The following is a 16432-nucleotide window of genomic DNA, read 5'->3' as shown; positions in this document are numbered from 1 at the left end:
CTCCCTGCAGCCCCCCAATCGGTACAGATCCGGGCTGCGCCCGTCGAGCGCCGCGCGGCTCGCGGCCCGCAGCGGCTGCCCCTATAGTGCGCGCCATGACGACTTCCGACGGCATGATGGTGTTCGACCGGGCGCTGGTGCGCCGGCGGCGCGACCGGGCGGCGCCGGGCTTGGCCGAGCATGGCTTCCTGTTCGACCATGTGGCGGCGATGCTGGCCGACCGGCTGCTCGACGTCAGCCGCCGCTTCCCGGCGGCGCTCGACCTCGGCTGCCATGACGGCGCCGTGGCCCGCGCTTTGGCCGGCACCGACCGCGTCGGCACGCTGGTCCAGGCCGACCTGTCGCCGGCCCTGGCCGGCCGGGCCGCCGCCAACGGACGGCCGACCCTGGCCTGCGACGAAGAGCTGCTGCCCTTCGGCGAGGGCTCGCTGGACCTCGTGCTGTCCAACCTGTCGCTGCACTGGGTCAACGACCTGCCCGGGGCGCTGCTGCAGATCCGCCAGTCGCTGCGCCCGGACGGGCTGTTCCTGGCGGCGATGCTGGGCGCCGGCACCCTGGCCGAGCTGCGCGTCGCCCTGACCGAGGCGGAGACCGAACTGCTGGGCGGCGCCAGCCCGCGCCTCTCCCCCTTCGCCGACCTGCGCGACGCCGCCGGGCTGCTGCAGCGCGCCGGCTTCGCCCTGCCGGTGGCCGATGCCGAGACGGTGACGGTGACCTATGAGAACGCCTTCCGCCTGTTCGCCGACCTGCGCGGCATGGGCGAGACCAATGCCGGGCTGAACCGCAACCCGGCGCCGCCGCCGCGCGGCTTCTGGCCCACCGTGGCCGCCCGCTACGCCGAGCGTTTCGCCGAGCCCGACGGGCGCATCCCGGCCAGCTTCGAGGTGCTGTTCCTGGCCGGCTGGTCGCCGCATGACAGCCAGCAGAAGCCCCTGCCCCGCGGCAGCGCCACCCGGTCCCTGGCCGAGGTGCTGCGGCCGACCCGGCAGTAGCCCTTTACGTCGCCTCGACTCGCGGCGCGGCTCAAAATAAGTCCCCCCTCCCCTTGCGGGAGGGGGGTAGGGGGAGGGGGTTTCCGCCGCCCGAGCCGGCTCGGGCACTGGCAATCCTGCTCAGCCTAATCTTTTGAGGCCTTCGCGCGGACGCGCGCAGACCCCTCCCCCTACCCCCCTCCCGCAAGGGGAGGGGGGACAAAAGAAGAGCCGCCTCCGATTATTTTGAAGAGGTCCTGCAAGCGGGAGAGGCTACGCGCCGTTGCCCGGCGCCAGCTCCTGCCGCATGACCAGCGCATCCACCGCGGCGTCACCGACCTTGTAGTAGCCCTTGCGCCGCCCGGCCTCCTGGAAGCCGGCGCGGCGGTACAGGGCCAGCGCCGCCGCATTGTCGACCGCGACCTCGAGGAACAGCGCCGCCGCCCCGGCCGCGGCGCAGCGGGCGACCAGCGCGTCGAGCAGCAGCCGGCCGCCGCCCCGGCGGCGTTGCGCCGGCAGCAGGGAGATCGACAGGATCTCGGCCTCGTCCGCCGCCACCCGGCCCAGCGCGAAGCCGACCGGCTCATCGGCCACATCGAGCGCGATCAGGGCGAAGACGCCGGGGCTGGACAGCAGCCGGGCCAGCTCCTGCGCCACCCAGGCCTCGCCGAAGCCGGCCTCGTACAGGGCCGACAGCACCCCGGCCTCGGCCGCACCGGCCGGGACGACCCGCAGTGCGGTCACGGTTTCGACACGCGGTCCGCCAGGGGCACCGCGTCGGGCGGGCGGACATAGAGCGGCGGCGGCGGGCCTTCGCGCGCCTCGTCGGCCCGCGCCTCGGCCAGCCGGGCCACGGTGGCGGGATCGATCGCCGGCGGCCCGGCGCGCCGCACCCCCGCCCGCCCGGCCACCGCCGGCAGCAGCAGGTCGGCGCCGTCGCCGGCCACGGTCAGGGGCCCGGGCGGGATCAGCGCCGCCAGATCGGCGGCGGGCAGGCACAAAGGCCCTGCTAGCGCCCCTAGCAGCGGCCGGCCGGCGGCATCGAACATCCGGGCGAAGGGTTCGGTGCGGCGGCCGTTCAGGGCCACCAGGATGGTGCCGTCGGCGACCGGATCGAGATCGGCCAGCACGGCATCGAAGCTGGGGATGCCGACGATCCGCCGGCCGGCGCCGAGTGCCAATCCGCCGACCGTGGCCAGCCCGACCCGCAGCCCGGTGAAGGAGCCGGGGCCGGTGGTGACGCCGAACAGGTCGATCTCCGCCACCGCCACCCCGGCTTCGGCCAGCACCTCCAGCACCAGTGGCACCAGGCGCACGGCATGGCCCTGGGCCATCGCTTCGGTGCGGGCGGCCACCACCCGGCCGTCGCGCCGCACCGCCACGCCGCAGCCGGCGCCGGCCGCGTCGAGGCCGAGCACGATCACGCGCCGCCTCCCGCGCATCCGCCCGGCGTGCTAGCCCTTCTGCCGCCCGCCGCCCTTGCTGGACCCATCATGCTGCTCACGGAAATTCGTCCTGAAGCCTACGACGTCGAGATCGATCTGCGCTATGCCACGCCGGACAACCTGACCGGGCGCATCATCTACCGCCGGGCGGCCTGCTATCTCCACCCCGAAGCGGCGGCGGCGCTGCGAAAGACCGCGGCGGCGGCCCGGGCGATCGGGCTGCGCCTGCGGATCCTCGACGCCTTCCGGCCGATCGAGGCGCAGTGGCGGTTCTGGGAGGCACTGCCCGACCCGCGCTATGTCGCCGATCCGCGCGGCGGGTCGAACCACAATGCCGGTGTGGCGGTCGACCTGACGTTGCAGGATCCGGACGGGCGGGTGCTGGACATGGGCACGGGCTTCGACGAGATCGACGAGCGGTCGCATCACGCCAGCCCCGACATCCCGGCCGAGGCCCAGCGCAACCGGGTGCTGCTGGCCGGGCTGATGGCGGTCACCGGCTGGGAAAGCTATGCCTTCGAATGGTGGCACTACCAGTTGCCGGGCGCCGCCGCCTATCCCCGGCTGTCGGACAGTGCGCTGAACCCGGGGATGCTATAGTCGCTCATACGATCCGGCAGACGTCCTCGAACTCCAGCCGCGGGCGGCGGGGGAATTCCTTGCTGCGGTCGACATAGCCGATGTCGACCAGCAGGCTGGAGCGCCAGCGGGTGCCGGACAGGAAGGCGGCGTCGACCTTGGCGCGGTCGAATTCGCCGACCAGCCAGCAGCCGAGCCCGACGCCGCGCGCCGCCATGATCAGGTAGGCCGCCTGCATCGCCGCGCCGCGCTGCGCCGTATCCTGCGCCATCTCGGGCTGGGCGGCGAAGCGCGCCGCAGCCTGCGGCTGGTCCGGCAGCAGCCGCGGCAGCTGTTCGTGGAACGCGGAATCGTAAGCCACGATCGCCGTCACCGGTGCTTGCAGCGTCGCCCCGACCACGTCGGAATCCAGGGCCGGACCCAGCGCTGACCGCAGCGCCGCCCGCCCCGGCTCGGAGGTGACGAAGACGATCCGGGCCGGGCTGGAATTGACGGCGGTCGGGCCCTGCTTCAGCAGGTTGTAGACCGCCCGCAGCGTCGCCTCCGGGATCGCCTCGTCGAGAAAGGCACACCTGGCGCGGGCTTCGCGGAACAGCGTGTTGAGAGCGGTGTTGTCGAGCGCCATGCCGGCCCTGCTGCAGAAAATTTCAGCTGGCGGCAGGTAAGCCGATCGCGCGGTCCGCGGCAAGCCGGGCGGAATCGAGCTCGACCAGGTCGTTTCCGCGGATCATGGCCCGAACATCCCGGATATAGGCCGTGCCGCGGCTGGAATAGCGCGTGAGGGTCGACGCCAGATCATAGCCGTCAAGCTTCTGCCGCGCGGCTCGCTGCGCTGCACGCTGCGCCCGGAAGGCGGCATAGGCCGGATGGGTGTTGAGATTGCGGGCGTAGGAGGCGACTCCGTCGATCAGCCGTTCGAAGGCGGCGTAGCGCACCGCGGACCCCGTGGTCTGGCCGAACAGGGCGTTGCGACGCTGGGCGCTGTACGAGGTGCCCCAGCCGGATTCGACCGCCGCCTGGGCCAGCGCCAGCGAGGGCGGCACCACATCGACCCGCAGCAGCAGCGCGTCGATGTCGCCGTCGGCGACGCCGTAGCGCTCGCTCAGCGCGCTGAGCCAGGCCGCCGCCTCGCCCCGCGGCTCCAGGCCGAGGCGTTGCAGCCTCTGCAGCGCCAGCAGCCGGTCGCGGTCGTGCCGGATGTCCTCGTTCACCCGCAGCACCAGCGGCAGCAGCGCGTTGAAGAACACGTCCTTGCGCAGATCGAGGGAACCGAGCCGGCGCAAATCGTCGGGCATCGCCTCGACCAGCAGGCGCGGAACCTCGGCCTCACCGTCGCGCACATCGGCGAGGGTGTAGTCGACGCTGTCGAAGATGTCGCTGAGCTTGCCCGCGCTGTCGACCCTGAGGACGACGTCGGAGGTCTTGTCGATCGGCGGCACGGCCGAGGCCGGTGCAGCCAGAAGCGGCGGCAGATCTGCCACTTGTTGATCGACGATCGCGGGGGGTGGGGGTGCCGGTGGCTCGGCGGCTGCCACGGCAAGGGGCACGATCAGCAAAAGGCCGGCCAAGGCGGCGGCCGGTCGGAACAAACGAACCTGCATGGACCTCGTTCACGGTTGCGCCCGGATCAGCGACCCCGGGCGCCCCGCCTATCGGCACGACCGGGTTCGCGGACGCTCCTATGTCTCAGGAGCGCCGCCGGGGGGAGCGCAGCCCGCCGTCAGGCGACGGCGCGCACCTCCGTCACTTCGGGGATGTAGTGCTTGAGCATGTTCTCGATGCCCGCCTTCAGCGTCATGGTCGAGCTGGGGCAGCCGGAGCAGGAGCCCTGCATGTGCAGGTAGACCACCCCTTCCTCGTAGCCTTGGAACACGATGTCGCCGCCGTCCTGAGCCACGGCGGGCCGGACGCGGGTGTCGATCAGCTCCCGGATCTGGGCGACGATCTCGGATTCCTCGCCCGTGGCGGCATCGGAGCCTTCCGCCGCCGTCTCGGCCACCAGAACCGGGCGGCCGGCGGTGAAATGCTCCATGACCGCGCCGAGGACCGACGGCTTCAGCACGTACCAGTCGACCGGGTCGGCCTTGGTCACCGTCACGAAGTCGGTGCCGAGGAAGACGCCGGTGACGCCGTCGATCTCGAACAGGCGCTGCGCCAAGGGCGACCGCGCCGCCGTTTCCACCGACGGGAAGTTGGCGGTGCCCGCATCCATCACCGCGCGGCCCGGCAGGAACTTCAGGCTGGCCGGGTTGGGTGTCTGCTCGGTCTGGATGAACATGGACACGGTTTCCTTACGATCGCGCGCAGCCTCATGGCCAGCGCGCCGGCAGGGTGAAGAACAAAGGCCCGGAGATCAAGACGAAACGGGGCGCCACAGAGTCGCACGCCAATCGCCGCTGACCGGCCCGGGCCGATACTTGCGCAACCGCACCGTCCTGACGAGGTCGGATCAGGGCCGGTGACTAAGGCTGATTTGAGGCGCCGGACCCCGTCATTCAAGATGCCGCAGGGCATGGCGGGCGATCTTCCACATCGCGGTCGGCAGCCCGGCCTCGCCCAGCTGGTCGGGCGCCATCCAGATCCCGTCCAGGGAACCGCGGCTCCGGCCCGCCGCCACCGTCAGCTCGAAGTCGAAATGGGTGAAGCCGTGGCGCACCAGTCCCGGCAGGATCCGCCAATCTGCCGCCCCCGGCGCCTCGCCGCGCACCGCCGCCAGATCCGGCATCGGCTGCTCCAGCCAGGCGGAGGACGGGAACTCCATCATCCCGCCCAGCATGCCCTTCGGCGGCCGGCGGCGCAGCAGCACTCGGCCCTGGTCGTCGGTCAGCCAGAAGGCGACGGCGCGGCGGGTCGGCTTCGCCGCCTTGGCCAGCTTGGCCGGCAGCGTCTCGGCGATGCCGCGGCGGCGGGCCCGGCACGCCTCGGTCCACGGGCACAGGATGCATTTCGGGCTGCGCGGGGTGCAGATGGTGGCTCCCAGGTCCATGACCGCCTGGGCGTAGTCGCCCGGCCGGCGCCGCGGGGTCAGGGCGGCGGCATGCGCCTTGAGGGTCGGCTTGGCGGTGGGCAGCGGCGTCTCGACCGCGAAGATCCGCGCCATCACCCGTTCGACATTGCCGTCCATGACGGCGGCCGGCCGGTCGAAGGCGATCGCCGCGATCGCCGCCGCGGTGTAGTCGCCCACCCCAGGCAGCTGCCGCAATTCCGCCTCGTCCGACGGGAACACTCCGCCATGGCGTTCCACCACCAGACCGGCGCAGCGATGCATGTTCCGAGCCCGCGCGTAGTAGCCCAGGCCCGCCCAGGCGCGCAGCACATCGTCGAGATGCGCGGCGGCGAGGTCGGCCACGGTCGGCCAGCGCCCGGTGAAGTCGAGGAAATAGTCCTTCACCGCCGCCACGGTGGTCTGCTGCAGCATGATCTCGCTGAGCCAGACCCGGTACGGGTCCGCCTTCTGCCCCGGCAGCGCGCGCCAGGGCAGGACGCGGCGATGCCGGTCGTACCAGGCCAGCAGCGAAGGGGCCAGATCGGGCCCCGGATGGGATGGGGTGGACGTGGCTGTGTCAGGCATGGCTTGCGTTGCCGCTCCGGTGCCCATGGCGTAACACTAGGGGCACGAGTCCCGCAATTCGATCCGGTCGCAGCACCCCGCCCCGAAGGCCTGTTGATGAGCTATCCGAGATCCATGGCCGCCCTGGTTCCCGCCCTGGCCCGCAAGGCGCTGGGCGGCGGACGCAGCGCCATCGGCAGCCTGTTCGCGGACTGGCCCGCGGTGGTGGGCGACCATTGGGCCGACCGCGCGGTGCCGGAGAAGCTGACCTTTCCCGCCGGGCGGCGCGACGGCGGCACGCTGGCGCTGCGGGTCGACCCCGCCGACGCCCTGCTGCTGCAGCACGACCAGGACCGGCTGATCGAGCGGATCAACGGCCATTTCGGCTACGCCGCCATCGTGCGGATGAAGCTGGTCCAGGCGCCGCTGGCGCGCCGGCCCGCGACACCGCGCCGCCGTGCCCTGACCCCGGCGGAAGAGGCAATGCTGGCGCAGTCGCTCGATGCGGTCGACGACCTGGAGTGGAAATCCCGACTTGCGGCGTTCGGCCGGGCGCTTTATGCCCGAACGCCGCCGCGATAAGGCCTGAATGCATGGAGACCATCGGATGCTGAAGACCCTGTTCGCCGGCCTGGCCCTCGCCGCGGCGACGTTCATGACCGGTTCGGCCTCGGCCCAGGCCTGGGACCCGAAGATCACCGACACCGACTATGTGCTCGGCAAGGCCGACGCGCCGGTGACGATGCTGGAATTCGCCTCCTTCACCTGCCCGCATTGCGCCGCCTTCGCCAATGACGTGCTGCCGCAGATCGAGAAGACCTACATCGACAGCGGCAAGGTGAAGCTGGTGTTCCGCCAGTTCCCGCTGAACGGGCTGGACCTGCGCGCCGGCATGATGGCGCGCTGCGCCCCGCGCGAGCAGTACTTCAACATCGCCAAGGTGCTGTTCCAGACCCAGACCAGCTGGGCCACGGCCAAGGACCCGATCGCGGCCCTGGCCCAGATCGGCGGCATGGCCGGCCTGCCCAAGGACAAGTTCGACGCCTGCCTGGCCGACAACAGCGTCGCCGACGCCATCGTCAAGCTGGGCCAGGACGCCACCACGGCCTACCAGGTCAACGCCACCCCGACCTTCGTCGTCGAGGGCGAGAAGATCGAGGGCGAGGCCAGCTTCGACACCTTCAAGGCGCTCTTCGACAAGAAGCTCGCCGAGAAGGGCGTCGCGACCAACTGACGGTCTGGGACCCGCCGCCGTGCATTTCGCCCGGCTCCGCCTGTCGGGCTTCAAATCCTTCGTCGACCCGACGGACGTGACGATCGAACCCGGCCTGACCGGGGTGGTCGGGCCGAACGGCTGCGGCAAGTCCAACCTGGTCGAGGCGCTGCGCTGGGCGATGGGTGAGAACTCCGCCCGGCGCATGCGCGGCCAGGAGATGGACGATGTGATCTTCGGCGGCACCACCGGCCGGGCGGCGCGCAACCTGGCCGAGGTGACGATCACCCTCGACAATGCCGACCGCGGCGCGCCGGGCTGGGACCACGCCGACAGCATCGAGATCACCCGGCGGATCGAGCGCGGCACCGGGTCGGACTACCGCATCAACGGCAAGCTGGTGCGCGCCCGCGATGTCCAGCTGCTGTTCCAGGACAATGCCTCCGGCCCGGCCTCGCCCGCCCTGGTCAGCCAGGGCCGGATCGCGGCCATGATCTCCGCCCGCCCGGCCGAGCGGCGGCAGGTGCTGGAGGAGGCGGCCGGGATCACCGGCCTGCACAGCCGGCGCCATGAGGCCGAGCTGCGGCTGCGGTCGGCCGATGAGAACCTGCTGCGGCTGGACGACGTGCTGGTGCAGCTGGACGCCCAGCTCGGCGGCCTGCGCAAGCAGGCGCGGCAGGCCGTGCGCTACCGCACCATCTCCGAACAGATCCGCCAGATCGAGGCGGTGCTGCTGCACCTGCAGTGGACCGAGGCGGTGACGGTGCTGGCCGCCGCCCGCCAGGCCTATGACGCCAATGAGCGGATCGTCGGCGAGCGCATGATCGCGGCGACCCGCGGCACCACCGAACAGGCCGAGGCCGCCGCCGCCCTGCCGCCGCTGCGCAAGACCGACGCCGATTCGGCCGCGACGCTGCAGCGCCTGCTGGTTTCACGTGAAACACTCGAGGCCGAGGCCGGCCGGCTGAGCCAGGCGATCCTCGACACCAACCGGCGGCTGGAGCAGGTCAAGGGCGACCTGGTGCGCGAGCGGTCACTGGCCACCGACGCCGCCCAGGCCCTGGCCCGGCTGGCCGAGGAGCGCGAGCGGATCGACCGCCAGAGCGCCGGCGAGGCCGATGCCGAGGCTGAGGCGCGCGCGGCGATCGACACCCAGCGCGAGGTGGTCGACACGCTCGACGGCCAGCTGACCGCGCTGACCGAGGCCGCGGCCGGCGACGAGGCGCGGCGGCAGAGCCTGCTGAAGCGCCAGCGTGAGCTGGAGGGCCGGCTGCTGGACCTCGCCCGCCGGGACGAGGATGCCCGGCGCCAGATCGCCCTGGTCGAGGCCGAGCTGGCCGGCGCCGACGGCGCCGAGGCCGCCGCCGCGGTGCTGGCCGAGGCCGAGGAGCGGCTGGAGGCGACGCAGGAGGCGGTCGACATCGCGGAGGACCGCAAGCAGGCGGCCGATGCCGCGCTGGCCGCGGCGCGCGATGCCTCGCAGGCGGCCGAGGGCGCCGCCACCCGGCTGAAGGCGGAGGCCGACGGCCTGCGCGCGGCCCTGGGCAACAGCAAGCCCGGCGATGCCCGGGCCCCGATCCTGGACCTGCTGCGGGTCGATCCCGGCTGGGAGGCCGCGCTGGGCGCGGCGCTGGGCGACGAAGCGTCGGTTCCGGCCGACCGCAGCGCGCCGCTGCATTGGGCCGAGCTGCCGGGATACGACTCGGCCGCACCGCTGCCGGAGGGCGCCGAAGCGCTGGCCGGCCATGTCACCGCCCCGGCGGCGCTGGCCCGGCGGCTGAGCCATGTCGGCGTGGTCGCCGATGCCGCCGCCGCCGAGGCGCTGCTGCCGGCGCTGGCGCCCGGCCAGGCGCTGGTGACCAGGGCCGGCGGCCGCTGGCGCTGGGACGGGCTGGTGGCCCGGCCGGGCGCCCCCTCCCCCGCCGCGGCGCGGCTGCAGCAGCGCAACCGGCTGGAACAGCTGGAGGCGCAGCTCGAGACCGCCGCGGATGCCGCCGGATCGGCGCGCCGGGCGATGGATACGGCCCGCCAGGCGGCGCAGACCGCCCAGGACACCGACCGCGCCGCCCGGCGCAGCCAGCAGGAGGCGGTGGCCGCCATCGGCCGGGCGCGCGAGGCGCAGAGCAAGGCGGCCCAGGCCGAGGCGGCGCGGCGCAGCCGGCTGGCGGCGCTGACGGCCCAGGCCGAGCGGCTGTCGACCGACCGCGACGAGGCCGGCCGCGAGCGCGAGGACATCGCCGGCGAGATCGAGGCCCTGCCGGATGGCGAGGCCCAGCGCCGGGCGGTGAGCGAGATCCGCTCGTCACTGGCCGAGGCCCGCTCGGCGCTGGGCGCCCGGCAGTCGGGGCTGGAGCGGCTGCAGCGCGAGGCCGGCGGCCGGCGCAACCGGCTGCGCACCATCGAGAGCGAGGTCCAGGGCTGGGACAGCCGGGCCCGCGGCAGCGCCGACCGGCTGGCCGAGCTGGAGGCGCGGCTGGAGGAGGCGCACGCGACGCTGGTCGAGCTGGACGCCAAACCGGCCGAGATCGCGGCGCGGCGCGAGACCCTGATCGGCCAGATCGACACGGCGGAGCGGGCGCGCCGGCTGGCGGCCGATGCCCTGGCGGTGGGCGAGCAGCGCCAGGACGCCGCCGACCGCGCCCTGCGCGCCGCCGAATCGGCCCTGGCCGAGGCGCGCGAGGGCCGGGTGCGCGGCGAGGCCGCGGTGGTCGCCGGCCAGACCGCGGTGGACGGGCTGAAGATCCGCATTGCCGAGCGGCTGGACTGTGAGCCCGAGGCCGTCGCCGCGCTGGCGGGTCTGGACCCTGACGCCCCACGGCCGGATGCCGAGGAGATCGCCCGCAAGCTGGACCGGCTGAGCCGCGAGCGCGAGACCATCGGCCCGGTCAACCTGCGGGCCGAGGTCGAGATCGTCGAGATCGAATCCCAGCACACCCGGCTGGCGGCGGAGAAGGAGGACCTGACCGCCGCCATCGCCAAGCTGCGCCAGGGCATCGCTTCGCTGAACCGCGAGGCGCGGGAACGGCTGGTGGCCAGCTTCGACGTGGTCGACGGCCATTTCCGGGCACTGTTCACCCGGCTGTTCGGCGGCGGCAAGGCCCATCTGGCCCTGACCGACACCGAGGACCCGCTGGAGGCCGGGCTGGAGATCTACGCCAGCCCGCCGGGCAAGAAGCTGCAGCACCTGTCGCTGCTGTCGGGCGGCGAGCAGGCGCTGACCGCCGCAGCGCTGATCTTCGCGGTGTTCCTGACCAACCCGGCGCCGATCTGCGTGCTGGACGAGGTCGACGCGCCGCTGGACGACGCCAATGTCGACCGGCTGTGCACGCTGCTGTCCGAGATGGCCGAAAGCGGCCGCACCCGCTTCCTGATCATCACCCATCACCGCATGACCATGGCGCGGGTGAACCGGCTGTACGGCGTGACCATGATGGAGCGCGGCGTCAGCCAGCTGGTCTCGGTCGACCTCGAACAGGCCATCCGCCACGCCCAGCCGCACCAGCGGGAACTGGCGGTGTAGGATCGGGCATCGGTCGGCGCAACGGCCTGGCAATCGAAGGTGAGGGGGGCTTCGCATCATGATGGGAATGAAGGCCCGGGCCGGTCTGATCGCCGCGCTGATTCTGACCGGCGCGCCCGCAAAGGCCGATATCGATGCCTTGGCCGGTGCCCTGGCCGCGAGCCAAGCCGCCTTCGACGCGTTCAGAAAGATGGCTCCCACAGGCACCGATGGAAGCGGCATTCCGGGCATGGCCGATCCAGCCGCAGCCGCAATATTGGATGCTGCATGGAATTTGGACGTCCTGCAGATCGCGAATCCAGTCGAAGCAAGGGATCTTCAAGCTCTAGATAAAATTTGCCTAACCGGAATGATCATATGGAAGTCTTATGTTTTTGAGCGTCTTGATGGACTAGAGATTCTAGATACGAAGATATTAAAAAGAATAGTACAGCATCAGACTGAGATTGGGTCGGGGATGGCTTTTTCAATTCGTTGCGCTGCTGCATTCATTGACGCCTACGAGACCGCCGCTCCCGAGGCCGCGGTCGACCAGAAGGGCACCTATCAATTCTGGATCGAAAAGGAGGAGGGATGGATCGTCTCGTCCTTTGGTGTCGTGTGCGCGGGGATCTTCGCTGCCGACAATTCCCACCCCCTCAACGACGCCTTGCACGCTGTGCTTCCAGGACTGCTCGCCCCGGGTCGCCAGACCCTGGACCGCGACGCCCTCTTGAGGTCGACGCACGACGCCATGACGGAGACTCCGGTCATGCCCGGAGCCAGAGACCTGAAAGGCTGCAGTGACCTGGAAGCACTGCTGGCACCCAGGCCTGGAGGCGAAGCCCGCTGACGGCCCGACGGATGCGGCGGGCCGCCCCTGCCCCTCAGATCGCCAGATGCAGTGCCATGGCCGGGTCGCTGACGCCGGGCCGGCCGGTTTCGAGGCGGCCGGCGAAGCGGCGTTCGAAGCCGTCGGCGGCGATGGTGAAATCGTACCAGCCGGCGCTGTCCGCCCGGCTCCAGCGCCGGCTCGCGGTCGCGCCCGGCGCCACCGTCAGCGTGCCCTGGTCCCCCGCTGGCATCGGCATCCCAGCCATCCTCGAGCCGCTTGCCGGCCTCGACCGTGTAGCGGCGCGGGATGCGGTCGAGATGCAGATTGTCGTAGACGCGAAACACCGCCCCTTGGGCGCCGGTGTTGGCGAAGTCCAGCGTCACCCGGCCGCCGGCCGCGACGCGGGCATTCACATGCAGCTCGCAGGGCAGCGCCCGCGACGGCCGCGTCCCAGCCTCCTGATAGAGCGGCTGCGGCGTATCGGGCGTGGTTCTGGCTCGGCCTCGCATCCGGCTGGAACGGCGGGCCGGCATCCTAGGCGATCAAGATGACAGACAGACGTCGCGGAGACGAAGAGCCGATGCGGCCCGACCCCTTTGATCATATGATTCGTTCAACGACATCGTGAGGGACGGCCGAGTGAAGATCACCGCGATCGAGACGCATGTCGTCAATGCCGGGCTGCGCAACTGGGTGTTCGTCCGGGTGCTGACCGACCAGCCCGGCCTCTACGGCTGGGGCGAGGCGACGCTGGAATGGAAGACCCGCGCCGTCACCGGCGCGGTCGAGGACATCGCGCCGCTGCTGATCGGCCGCGACCCGCGCGACATCGAGGCCGCGGTGCGGGCGGTGAAGAAGCAGGGCTTCTGGATGCTGGGCGTGATCGGCATGACCGCGCTATCGGGCGTCGAGATCGCGCTGTGGGACATCCTGGGCAAGGCGCTGGGCGTGCCGGTGTGGCGCCTGCTGGGCGGCAAGCTGCGCGACCGGGTGCCGGTCTACACCCATCTCGGCATGGGCGAGATGAACGCGGTCTACGGCACCATGGAGGCGGGCCCGCTGGTCGAGCGCGGCCTGGCCGTGGTCGAGGCCGGCTACGACGCCTTCAAGATCGTCAACGTGCCCTACACCCACTACACCGCCGGCGTCGCCCAGATCGACAGCCTGGGCCGGGCCATGGCCGATCTGCGCGCCGCGGTCGGACCCGGCGTCGAGATCATGGTCGACTTCCACGGCCGCCCCGCCTCGCCCACCGCCGCCCTGGCCTATATCGAGGCGCTGGCCCCGGCCCGGCCGCTGTTCGTGGAGGAGCCGATCCCGCCCGGCGACGTGGCGTCGATGAAGCAGATCGCGGCGCGATCACCGGTGCCGGTCGCGGCCGGTGAGAGGCTGACCAGCGCCCTGGAATTCGCGCCGCTGCTGGATGCCCGTGCCATCGCCATCGCCCAGCCCGACCTGTGCCATTGCGGCGGGCTGACCGAGGCGCGGCGGATCGCGGCGCTGGCCGAGGTCGCCGGCTGCGGCATCGCCCCGCACAACCCGCTGGGGCCGATCGCCGGGGTGGCGGCGCTGCATTACGACGTGGCGACGCCGAACTTCGTGATCCAGGAGGAGATGACCGGCGCCGTGCCCTGGTATTTCGAGGTGGTCCAGGGCCCGATCCGGCGCGAGGGCAGCGCCTGGGCGGTGCCCGAGGCGCCGGGGCTGGGCGTCGAGGTCGACCTCAAGGTCGCCGCGAAGCATCCCTTCGAACAGGAACCCTTCCCGACCCGCGACGCCGTCATGCCCGACGGCACCGTGGTGGACTGGTGACGCGAGGAGGGCGCCTGGCACTGCACCCGCGCGGTGCTGCCGTCGATGCTGGAGCGCAGCGGACGTTCGGTCCGTGAGCACCGGAAGCGCAGGAACCGCCATCAGGCGGCCGCGCCGGCGCGTTTCCAAACGGTCTCTAAGGCTCGGTCATCTCGACCCGCACCAGCACCTTGTCGATGCGGTTGCCGTCCATGTCCATGACCTCGTAGCGCATCCCGTTCTCGACGAAGCTCTCCGCCACCTTCGGCATGCGGCCGAGGTGCCAGAGCACGAAGCCGGCCAGGGTGTGGTAGTCGTCCTCCGGCGAACGCAGGCCGCGCAGGCGCAGCAGCCGCTCGACCTCGTCGATCGGGGTCATGGCGTCGACCAGCCAGCTGCCGTCTTCGCGCCGCACGATCGAATAGCCGTCGGCGTCGATGCTGAGGTCGCCGACCTCGCCCGCGATCGCCGACAGGATATCGCTGGGCGTCACCAACCCCTCGACGCTGCCGTATTCGTCCACCACCACCGCGAGGTGGATGGCGGAGCTGCGGAAGGTCTGCAGCAGCTTCAGCGCCGGCGTGCCGTCCGGCACCACCAGCGGCGGGCGCATGGTCTCGGCGATGTCGAAGGGCCCGCCCTGCAGCATGCGGTCGAGCATGTCCTTGGTCTGGACCATGCCTTCGAGCTCGTCCAGCGAGCCGCGCGCCACCGGGAACCGGCTGCACCCGCTCGACGAGATGGTCTTGCGGATCTCGTCCGGGCTGTCGTCGAGGTCGATCCACACCATCTCGTGCCGCGGCGTCATGATCGAACGCACCGACCGGTCGGCCAGGCGCAGCACGCCCTCGATCATCTCGCGCTCGGCCTCGACGAAGACGCCGGCCTCGGTGCCCTCGGCGATCAGCGACTTGACCTCTTCCTCGGTCACCGTCTGGCCCTGGACCGAGGAGATGCCAAGCAGGCGCAGCACCAGCTCGGTCGACCGCTGCAGCAGCCACACCACCGGTGCGCCGACCGAGGCGATCCGCTGCATCGGCCGAGCGACCCGGGCGGCGATGGTCTCGGCGTGGTTCAGGGCGATGCGCTTCGGCACCAGCTCGCCGACGATCAGCGAGAAATAGGTGATGGCGAACACCACCAGGGCGAAGGACAGCCCGTCGGCCCAGGGCCCGACCACCGGCTGGGTCGCCAGCCAGTCGCGCAGCGGCACCGACAGGGTGGCGCCGCCGAAGGCGCCGGCGAAGATGCCGACCAGGGTGATGCCGACCTGCACGGTGGACAGCAGGCGGCTGGGATCTTCGGCCAGGGTGAGGGCGGCGCGGGCGCCGCGATGGCCCGCCTCGGCCATGCCTTGCAGGCGGGCCCGGCGGGCGTTGACCAGCGCCATCTCCGACATCGCGAAGAAGGCGTTGACCAGGATCAGCAGCACGACGATGACGATTTCGACGATCATCGGCGGATGCTAGACGGAGGTTCGTCCGTCTCTTCGGTTTCGGCAGGCATGATGCCGATGAGATAGCCGGTCAGGCGCCCCCGCGTCCACCGTCACGGCCGTCATCATCCGACAGGCCGGCGATCAGCGCTGCCACGAAGGGCGCGGCGATGGCATCCCCGGGGTCGACGGCGCCTCGATGATGGCGAATCCGGTCATCCTGTCCTTCAGAACGGGATCATGGGCCGAATCGATCCCGGGATCCCGGCCTGCGCGGCACCGCGCGGGCTTCCGGTCCGGCCCCCGCTCCTGTATGAGGCCGGGATCCCCATGAGAGCCGAGAGGCCATGTCGCGCCAGCCGATCTTCAACGTCCCGCCGATCACAATGTGGCTCAGCGTCGTCCTGGTCGCCGTCTTCGCCGCGATCCACCTGCTGCCGGAGACGCTGTGGGGACCGATCATCAACCGCATGGTCGTGGTCCCGGTTTACTTTGAGGAACTCGACCGGTGGACGGCACTGGATGCGCTGACGGTCATCTCCTCGCTGGTGTTCTACGCCTTCATCCATGTCGAGCCGATCCACCTGGTCGCCAATCTCGGCTTCTTCCTGGCCTTCGGCAGCGTCTGCGAACGCCAGTTCGGCAAGCGCCGCTACATCGTGCTGCTGCTGGCCACCACGGTGGCGGCGGCGCTGGTCCAGGTCGCCGCCAGCTGGGGGCAGGAGATCCAGCTGTACGGTGCCTCGGGCGCGGTGTCCGGCTGCATCGGCGCGTTCTGCCGGCTGATGCTGGCGACCCACGACCCGGCCCGGCGGCGGCTGGCGATGAACCTGATCGGCTTCACCGTCATCGCCAACGTCCTGTTCGCCCTGCTGGGGGGCGGGCTGATGGGGCTGGACGCCCAGATCGCCTGGCAGGCCCATATCGGCGGCTTCCTGGCCGGCATCCTCCTCGGCACGCCGAAGCGCGCATAGGCCCGGCGTCACAATCCTGAAGACTCGACGTTGCAGCCCGTGGACGCCCCGCCTATATGACCGTGGGAGCGACGCTGCCCGCGGGCGGCATATCATTGATTGGGGGTCCCGGCGGTGCCTCACCGAGGGCCAGACGCGAC

Annotated in this window: 16 protein-coding genes and 1 pseudogene; 8 read left to right on the top strand and 9 right to left on the bottom strand. The window is 71.5% G+C overall.

Translation table 11 applies throughout. From position 1 onward, the window contains the following. Positions 1 to 95 precede the first annotated feature (95 nt). Entirely contained in the window at positions 96 to 992 is an 897-nt protein-coding gene (locus E9232_RS24530) for a methyltransferase domain-containing protein (protein WP_309798473.1), read from the top strand. Positions 993 to 1244: 252 nt separating this feature from the next. Here the strand turns inward: E9232_RS24530 and rimI are convergent, their stop codons facing one another. Then, the gene (gene rimI, locus E9232_RS24525) at positions 1245 to 1715 is read right to left on the bottom strand and encodes a ribosomal protein S18-alanine N-acetyltransferase (RefSeq protein WP_309798471.1); all 471 of its coding nucleotides are present in this window, start codon (positions 1713 to 1715) and stop codon (positions 1245 to 1247) included. After that, positions 1712 to 2395, bottom strand: coding sequence for a tRNA (adenosine(37)-N6)-threonylcarbamoyltransferase complex dimerization subunit type 1 TsaB (gene tsaB / locus E9232_RS24520; protein ID WP_309798469.1), 684 nt, complete (start codon positions 2393 to 2395; stop codon positions 1712 to 1714). The genes rimI and tsaB overlap by 4 nt, the downstream gene beginning before the upstream one ends. Before the next feature lie 69 nt (positions 2396 to 2464). Between tsaB and ddpX the strand changes: the two genes are divergently transcribed. Continuing rightward, positions 2465 to 3016, top strand: a complete 552-nt coding sequence (gene ddpX, locus E9232_RS24515) for a D-alanyl-D-alanine dipeptidase (protein ID WP_309798468.1) — start codon at positions 2465 to 2467, stop codon at positions 3014 to 3016. Positions 3017 to 3020: 4 nt separating this feature from the next. Here ddpX and E9232_RS24510 read toward each other — a convergent pair whose 3' ends face one another. From E9232_RS24510 to mutY, 4 genes are all read right to left on the bottom strand, one after another. Next, a complete protein-coding gene (locus E9232_RS24510; protein ID WP_309798466.1) occupies positions 3021 to 3620 on the bottom strand; it encodes a malonic semialdehyde reductase in 600 nt (199 codons plus the stop codon). Between the two features lie 22 nt (positions 3621 to 3642). Further along, positions 3643 to 4476: a glucosaminidase domain-containing protein gene (locus E9232_RS24505; RefSeq protein ID WP_309798464.1), complete on the bottom strand. Its 834-nt coding sequence runs from the start codon at positions 4474 to 4476 to the stop codon at positions 3643 to 3645. A gap of 239 nt (positions 4477 to 4715) precedes the next feature. After that, on the bottom strand, positions 4716 to 5273 hold the full coding sequence (locus E9232_RS24500) for a NifU family protein (RefSeq protein ID WP_309798462.1): 558 nt from the start codon (positions 5271 to 5273) through the stop codon (positions 4716 to 4718). Between the two features lie 213 nt (positions 5274 to 5486). After that, positions 5487 to 6566, bottom strand: coding sequence for an A/G-specific adenine glycosylase (gene mutY / locus E9232_RS24495; RefSeq protein ID WP_309798461.1), 1080 nt, complete (start codon positions 6564 to 6566; stop codon positions 5487 to 5489). A gap of 96 nt (positions 6567 to 6662) precedes the next feature. Between mutY and E9232_RS24490 the strand changes: the two genes are divergently transcribed. Genes E9232_RS24490 through E9232_RS24475 form a run of 4 tightly spaced genes read left to right on the top strand, consistent with a single transcriptional unit; the run spans position 6663 to position 12110 of the window. After that, positions 6663 to 7127, top strand: a complete 465-nt coding sequence (locus E9232_RS24490; protein ID WP_309798459.1) for a DUF721 domain-containing protein — start codon at positions 6663 to 6665, stop codon at positions 7125 to 7127. 25 nt (positions 7128 to 7152) lie between these two features. Continuing rightward, positions 7153 to 7779, top strand: coding sequence for a DsbA family protein (locus E9232_RS24485; protein WP_309798458.1), 627 nt, complete (start codon positions 7153 to 7155; stop codon positions 7777 to 7779). 19 nt (positions 7780 to 7798) lie between these two features. Further along, positions 7799 to 11278, top strand: a complete 3480-nt coding sequence (gene smc / locus E9232_RS24480; RefSeq protein ID WP_309798456.1) for a chromosome segregation protein SMC — start codon at positions 7799 to 7801, stop codon at positions 11276 to 11278. Positions 11279 to 11336: 58 nt separating this feature from the next. Beyond that, positions 11337 to 12110, top strand: a complete 774-nt coding sequence (locus E9232_RS24475) for a hypothetical protein (RefSeq protein WP_309798455.1) — start codon at positions 11337 to 11339, stop codon at positions 12108 to 12110. 34 nt (positions 12111 to 12144) lie between these two features. Here E9232_RS24475 and E9232_RS24470 read toward each other — a convergent pair whose 3' ends face one another. Next, entirely contained in the window at positions 12145 to 12348 is a 204-nt protein-coding gene (locus tag E9232_RS24470) for a phospholipase domain-containing protein (RefSeq protein WP_309798453.1), read from the bottom strand. 61 nt (positions 12349 to 12409) lie between these two features. Continuing rightward, a pseudogene (locus E9232_RS24465) lies at positions 12410 to 12601 on the bottom strand (phospholipase domain-containing protein); the annotation flags it as partial. Positions 12602 to 12731: 130 nt separating this feature from the next. On the opposite strand from E9232_RS24465, the gene E9232_RS24460 reads away from it, so the two are divergent. After that, positions 12732 to 13904 carry an enolase C-terminal domain-like protein gene (locus E9232_RS24460; protein WP_309798452.1) on the top strand — a complete coding sequence of 391 codons (1173 nt, stop codon included), beginning with the start codon at positions 12732 to 12734 and terminating at the stop codon, positions 13902 to 13904. 136 nt (positions 13905 to 14040) lie between these two features. Here E9232_RS24460 and E9232_RS24455 read toward each other — a convergent pair whose 3' ends face one another. Then, positions 14041 to 15339 carry a hemolysin family protein gene (locus E9232_RS24455; protein ID WP_309798450.1) on the bottom strand — a complete coding sequence of 433 codons (1299 nt, stop codon included), beginning with the start codon at positions 15337 to 15339 and terminating at the stop codon, positions 14041 to 14043. Between the two features lie 326 nt (positions 15340 to 15665). Here E9232_RS24455 and E9232_RS24450 point away from each other — a divergent pair, with 326 nt between their 5' ends. Further along, complete coding sequence (locus E9232_RS24450) at positions 15666 to 16292, top strand: rhomboid family intramembrane serine protease (protein ID WP_309798448.1); 627 nt, start codon at positions 15666 to 15668, stop codon at positions 16290 to 16292. Positions 16293 to 16432 lie beyond the last annotated feature (140 nt).

The organism is Inquilinus ginsengisoli, from assembly GCF_031453975.1.
GTDB classification, from domain to species: domain Bacteria; phylum Pseudomonadota; class Alphaproteobacteria; order DSM-16000; family Inquilinaceae; genus Inquilinus; species Inquilinus ginsengisoli_A.
The sequence above is the reverse complement of the archived record's forward strand: the minus strand, read 5'-3'. Positions and strand labels throughout refer to the sequence as shown.

Excerpts from the sequence above, each read along its gene's own strand:
- E9232_RS24530 (WP_309798473.1), top strand. The coding sequence starts at position 96 with ATGACGACTTCCGACGGCATGATGGTGTTCGACCGGGCGCTGGTGCGC.
- ddpX (WP_309798468.1), top strand. The coding sequence starts at position 2,465 with ATGCTGCTCACGGAAATTCGTCCTGAAGCCTACGACGTCGAGATCGAT.
- E9232_RS24510 (WP_309798466.1), bottom strand. The coding sequence starts at position 3,620 with ATGGCGCTCGACAACACCGCTCTCAACACGCTGTTCCGCGAAGCCCGC.
- E9232_RS24500 (WP_309798462.1), bottom strand. The coding sequence starts at position 5,273 with ATGTTCATCCAGACCGAGCAGACACCCAACCCGGCCAGCCTGAAGTTC.
- mutY (WP_309798461.1), bottom strand. The coding sequence starts at position 6,566 with ATGCCTGACACAGCCACGTCCACCCCATCCCATCCGGGGCCCGATCTG.
- E9232_RS24490 (WP_309798459.1), top strand. The coding sequence starts at position 6,663 with ATGAGCTATCCGAGATCCATGGCCGCCCTGGTTCCCGCCCTGGCCCGC.
- E9232_RS24485 (WP_309798458.1), top strand. The coding sequence starts at position 7,153 with ATGCTGAAGACCCTGTTCGCCGGCCTGGCCCTCGCCGCGGCGACGTTC.
- E9232_RS24475 (WP_309798455.1), top strand. The coding sequence starts at position 11,337 with ATGATGGGAATGAAGGCCCGGGCCGGTCTGATCGCCGCGCTGATTCTG.
- E9232_RS24470 (WP_309798453.1), bottom strand. The coding sequence starts at position 12,348 with ATGCCGATGCCAGCGGGGGACCAGGGCACGCTGACGGTGGCGCCGGGC.
- E9232_RS24455 (WP_309798450.1), bottom strand. The coding sequence starts at position 15,339 with ATGATCGTCGAAATCGTCATCGTCGTGCTGCTGATCCTGGTCAACGCC.
- E9232_RS24450 (WP_309798448.1), top strand. The coding sequence starts at position 15,666 with ATGTCGCGCCAGCCGATCTTCAACGTCCCGCCGATCACAATGTGGCTC.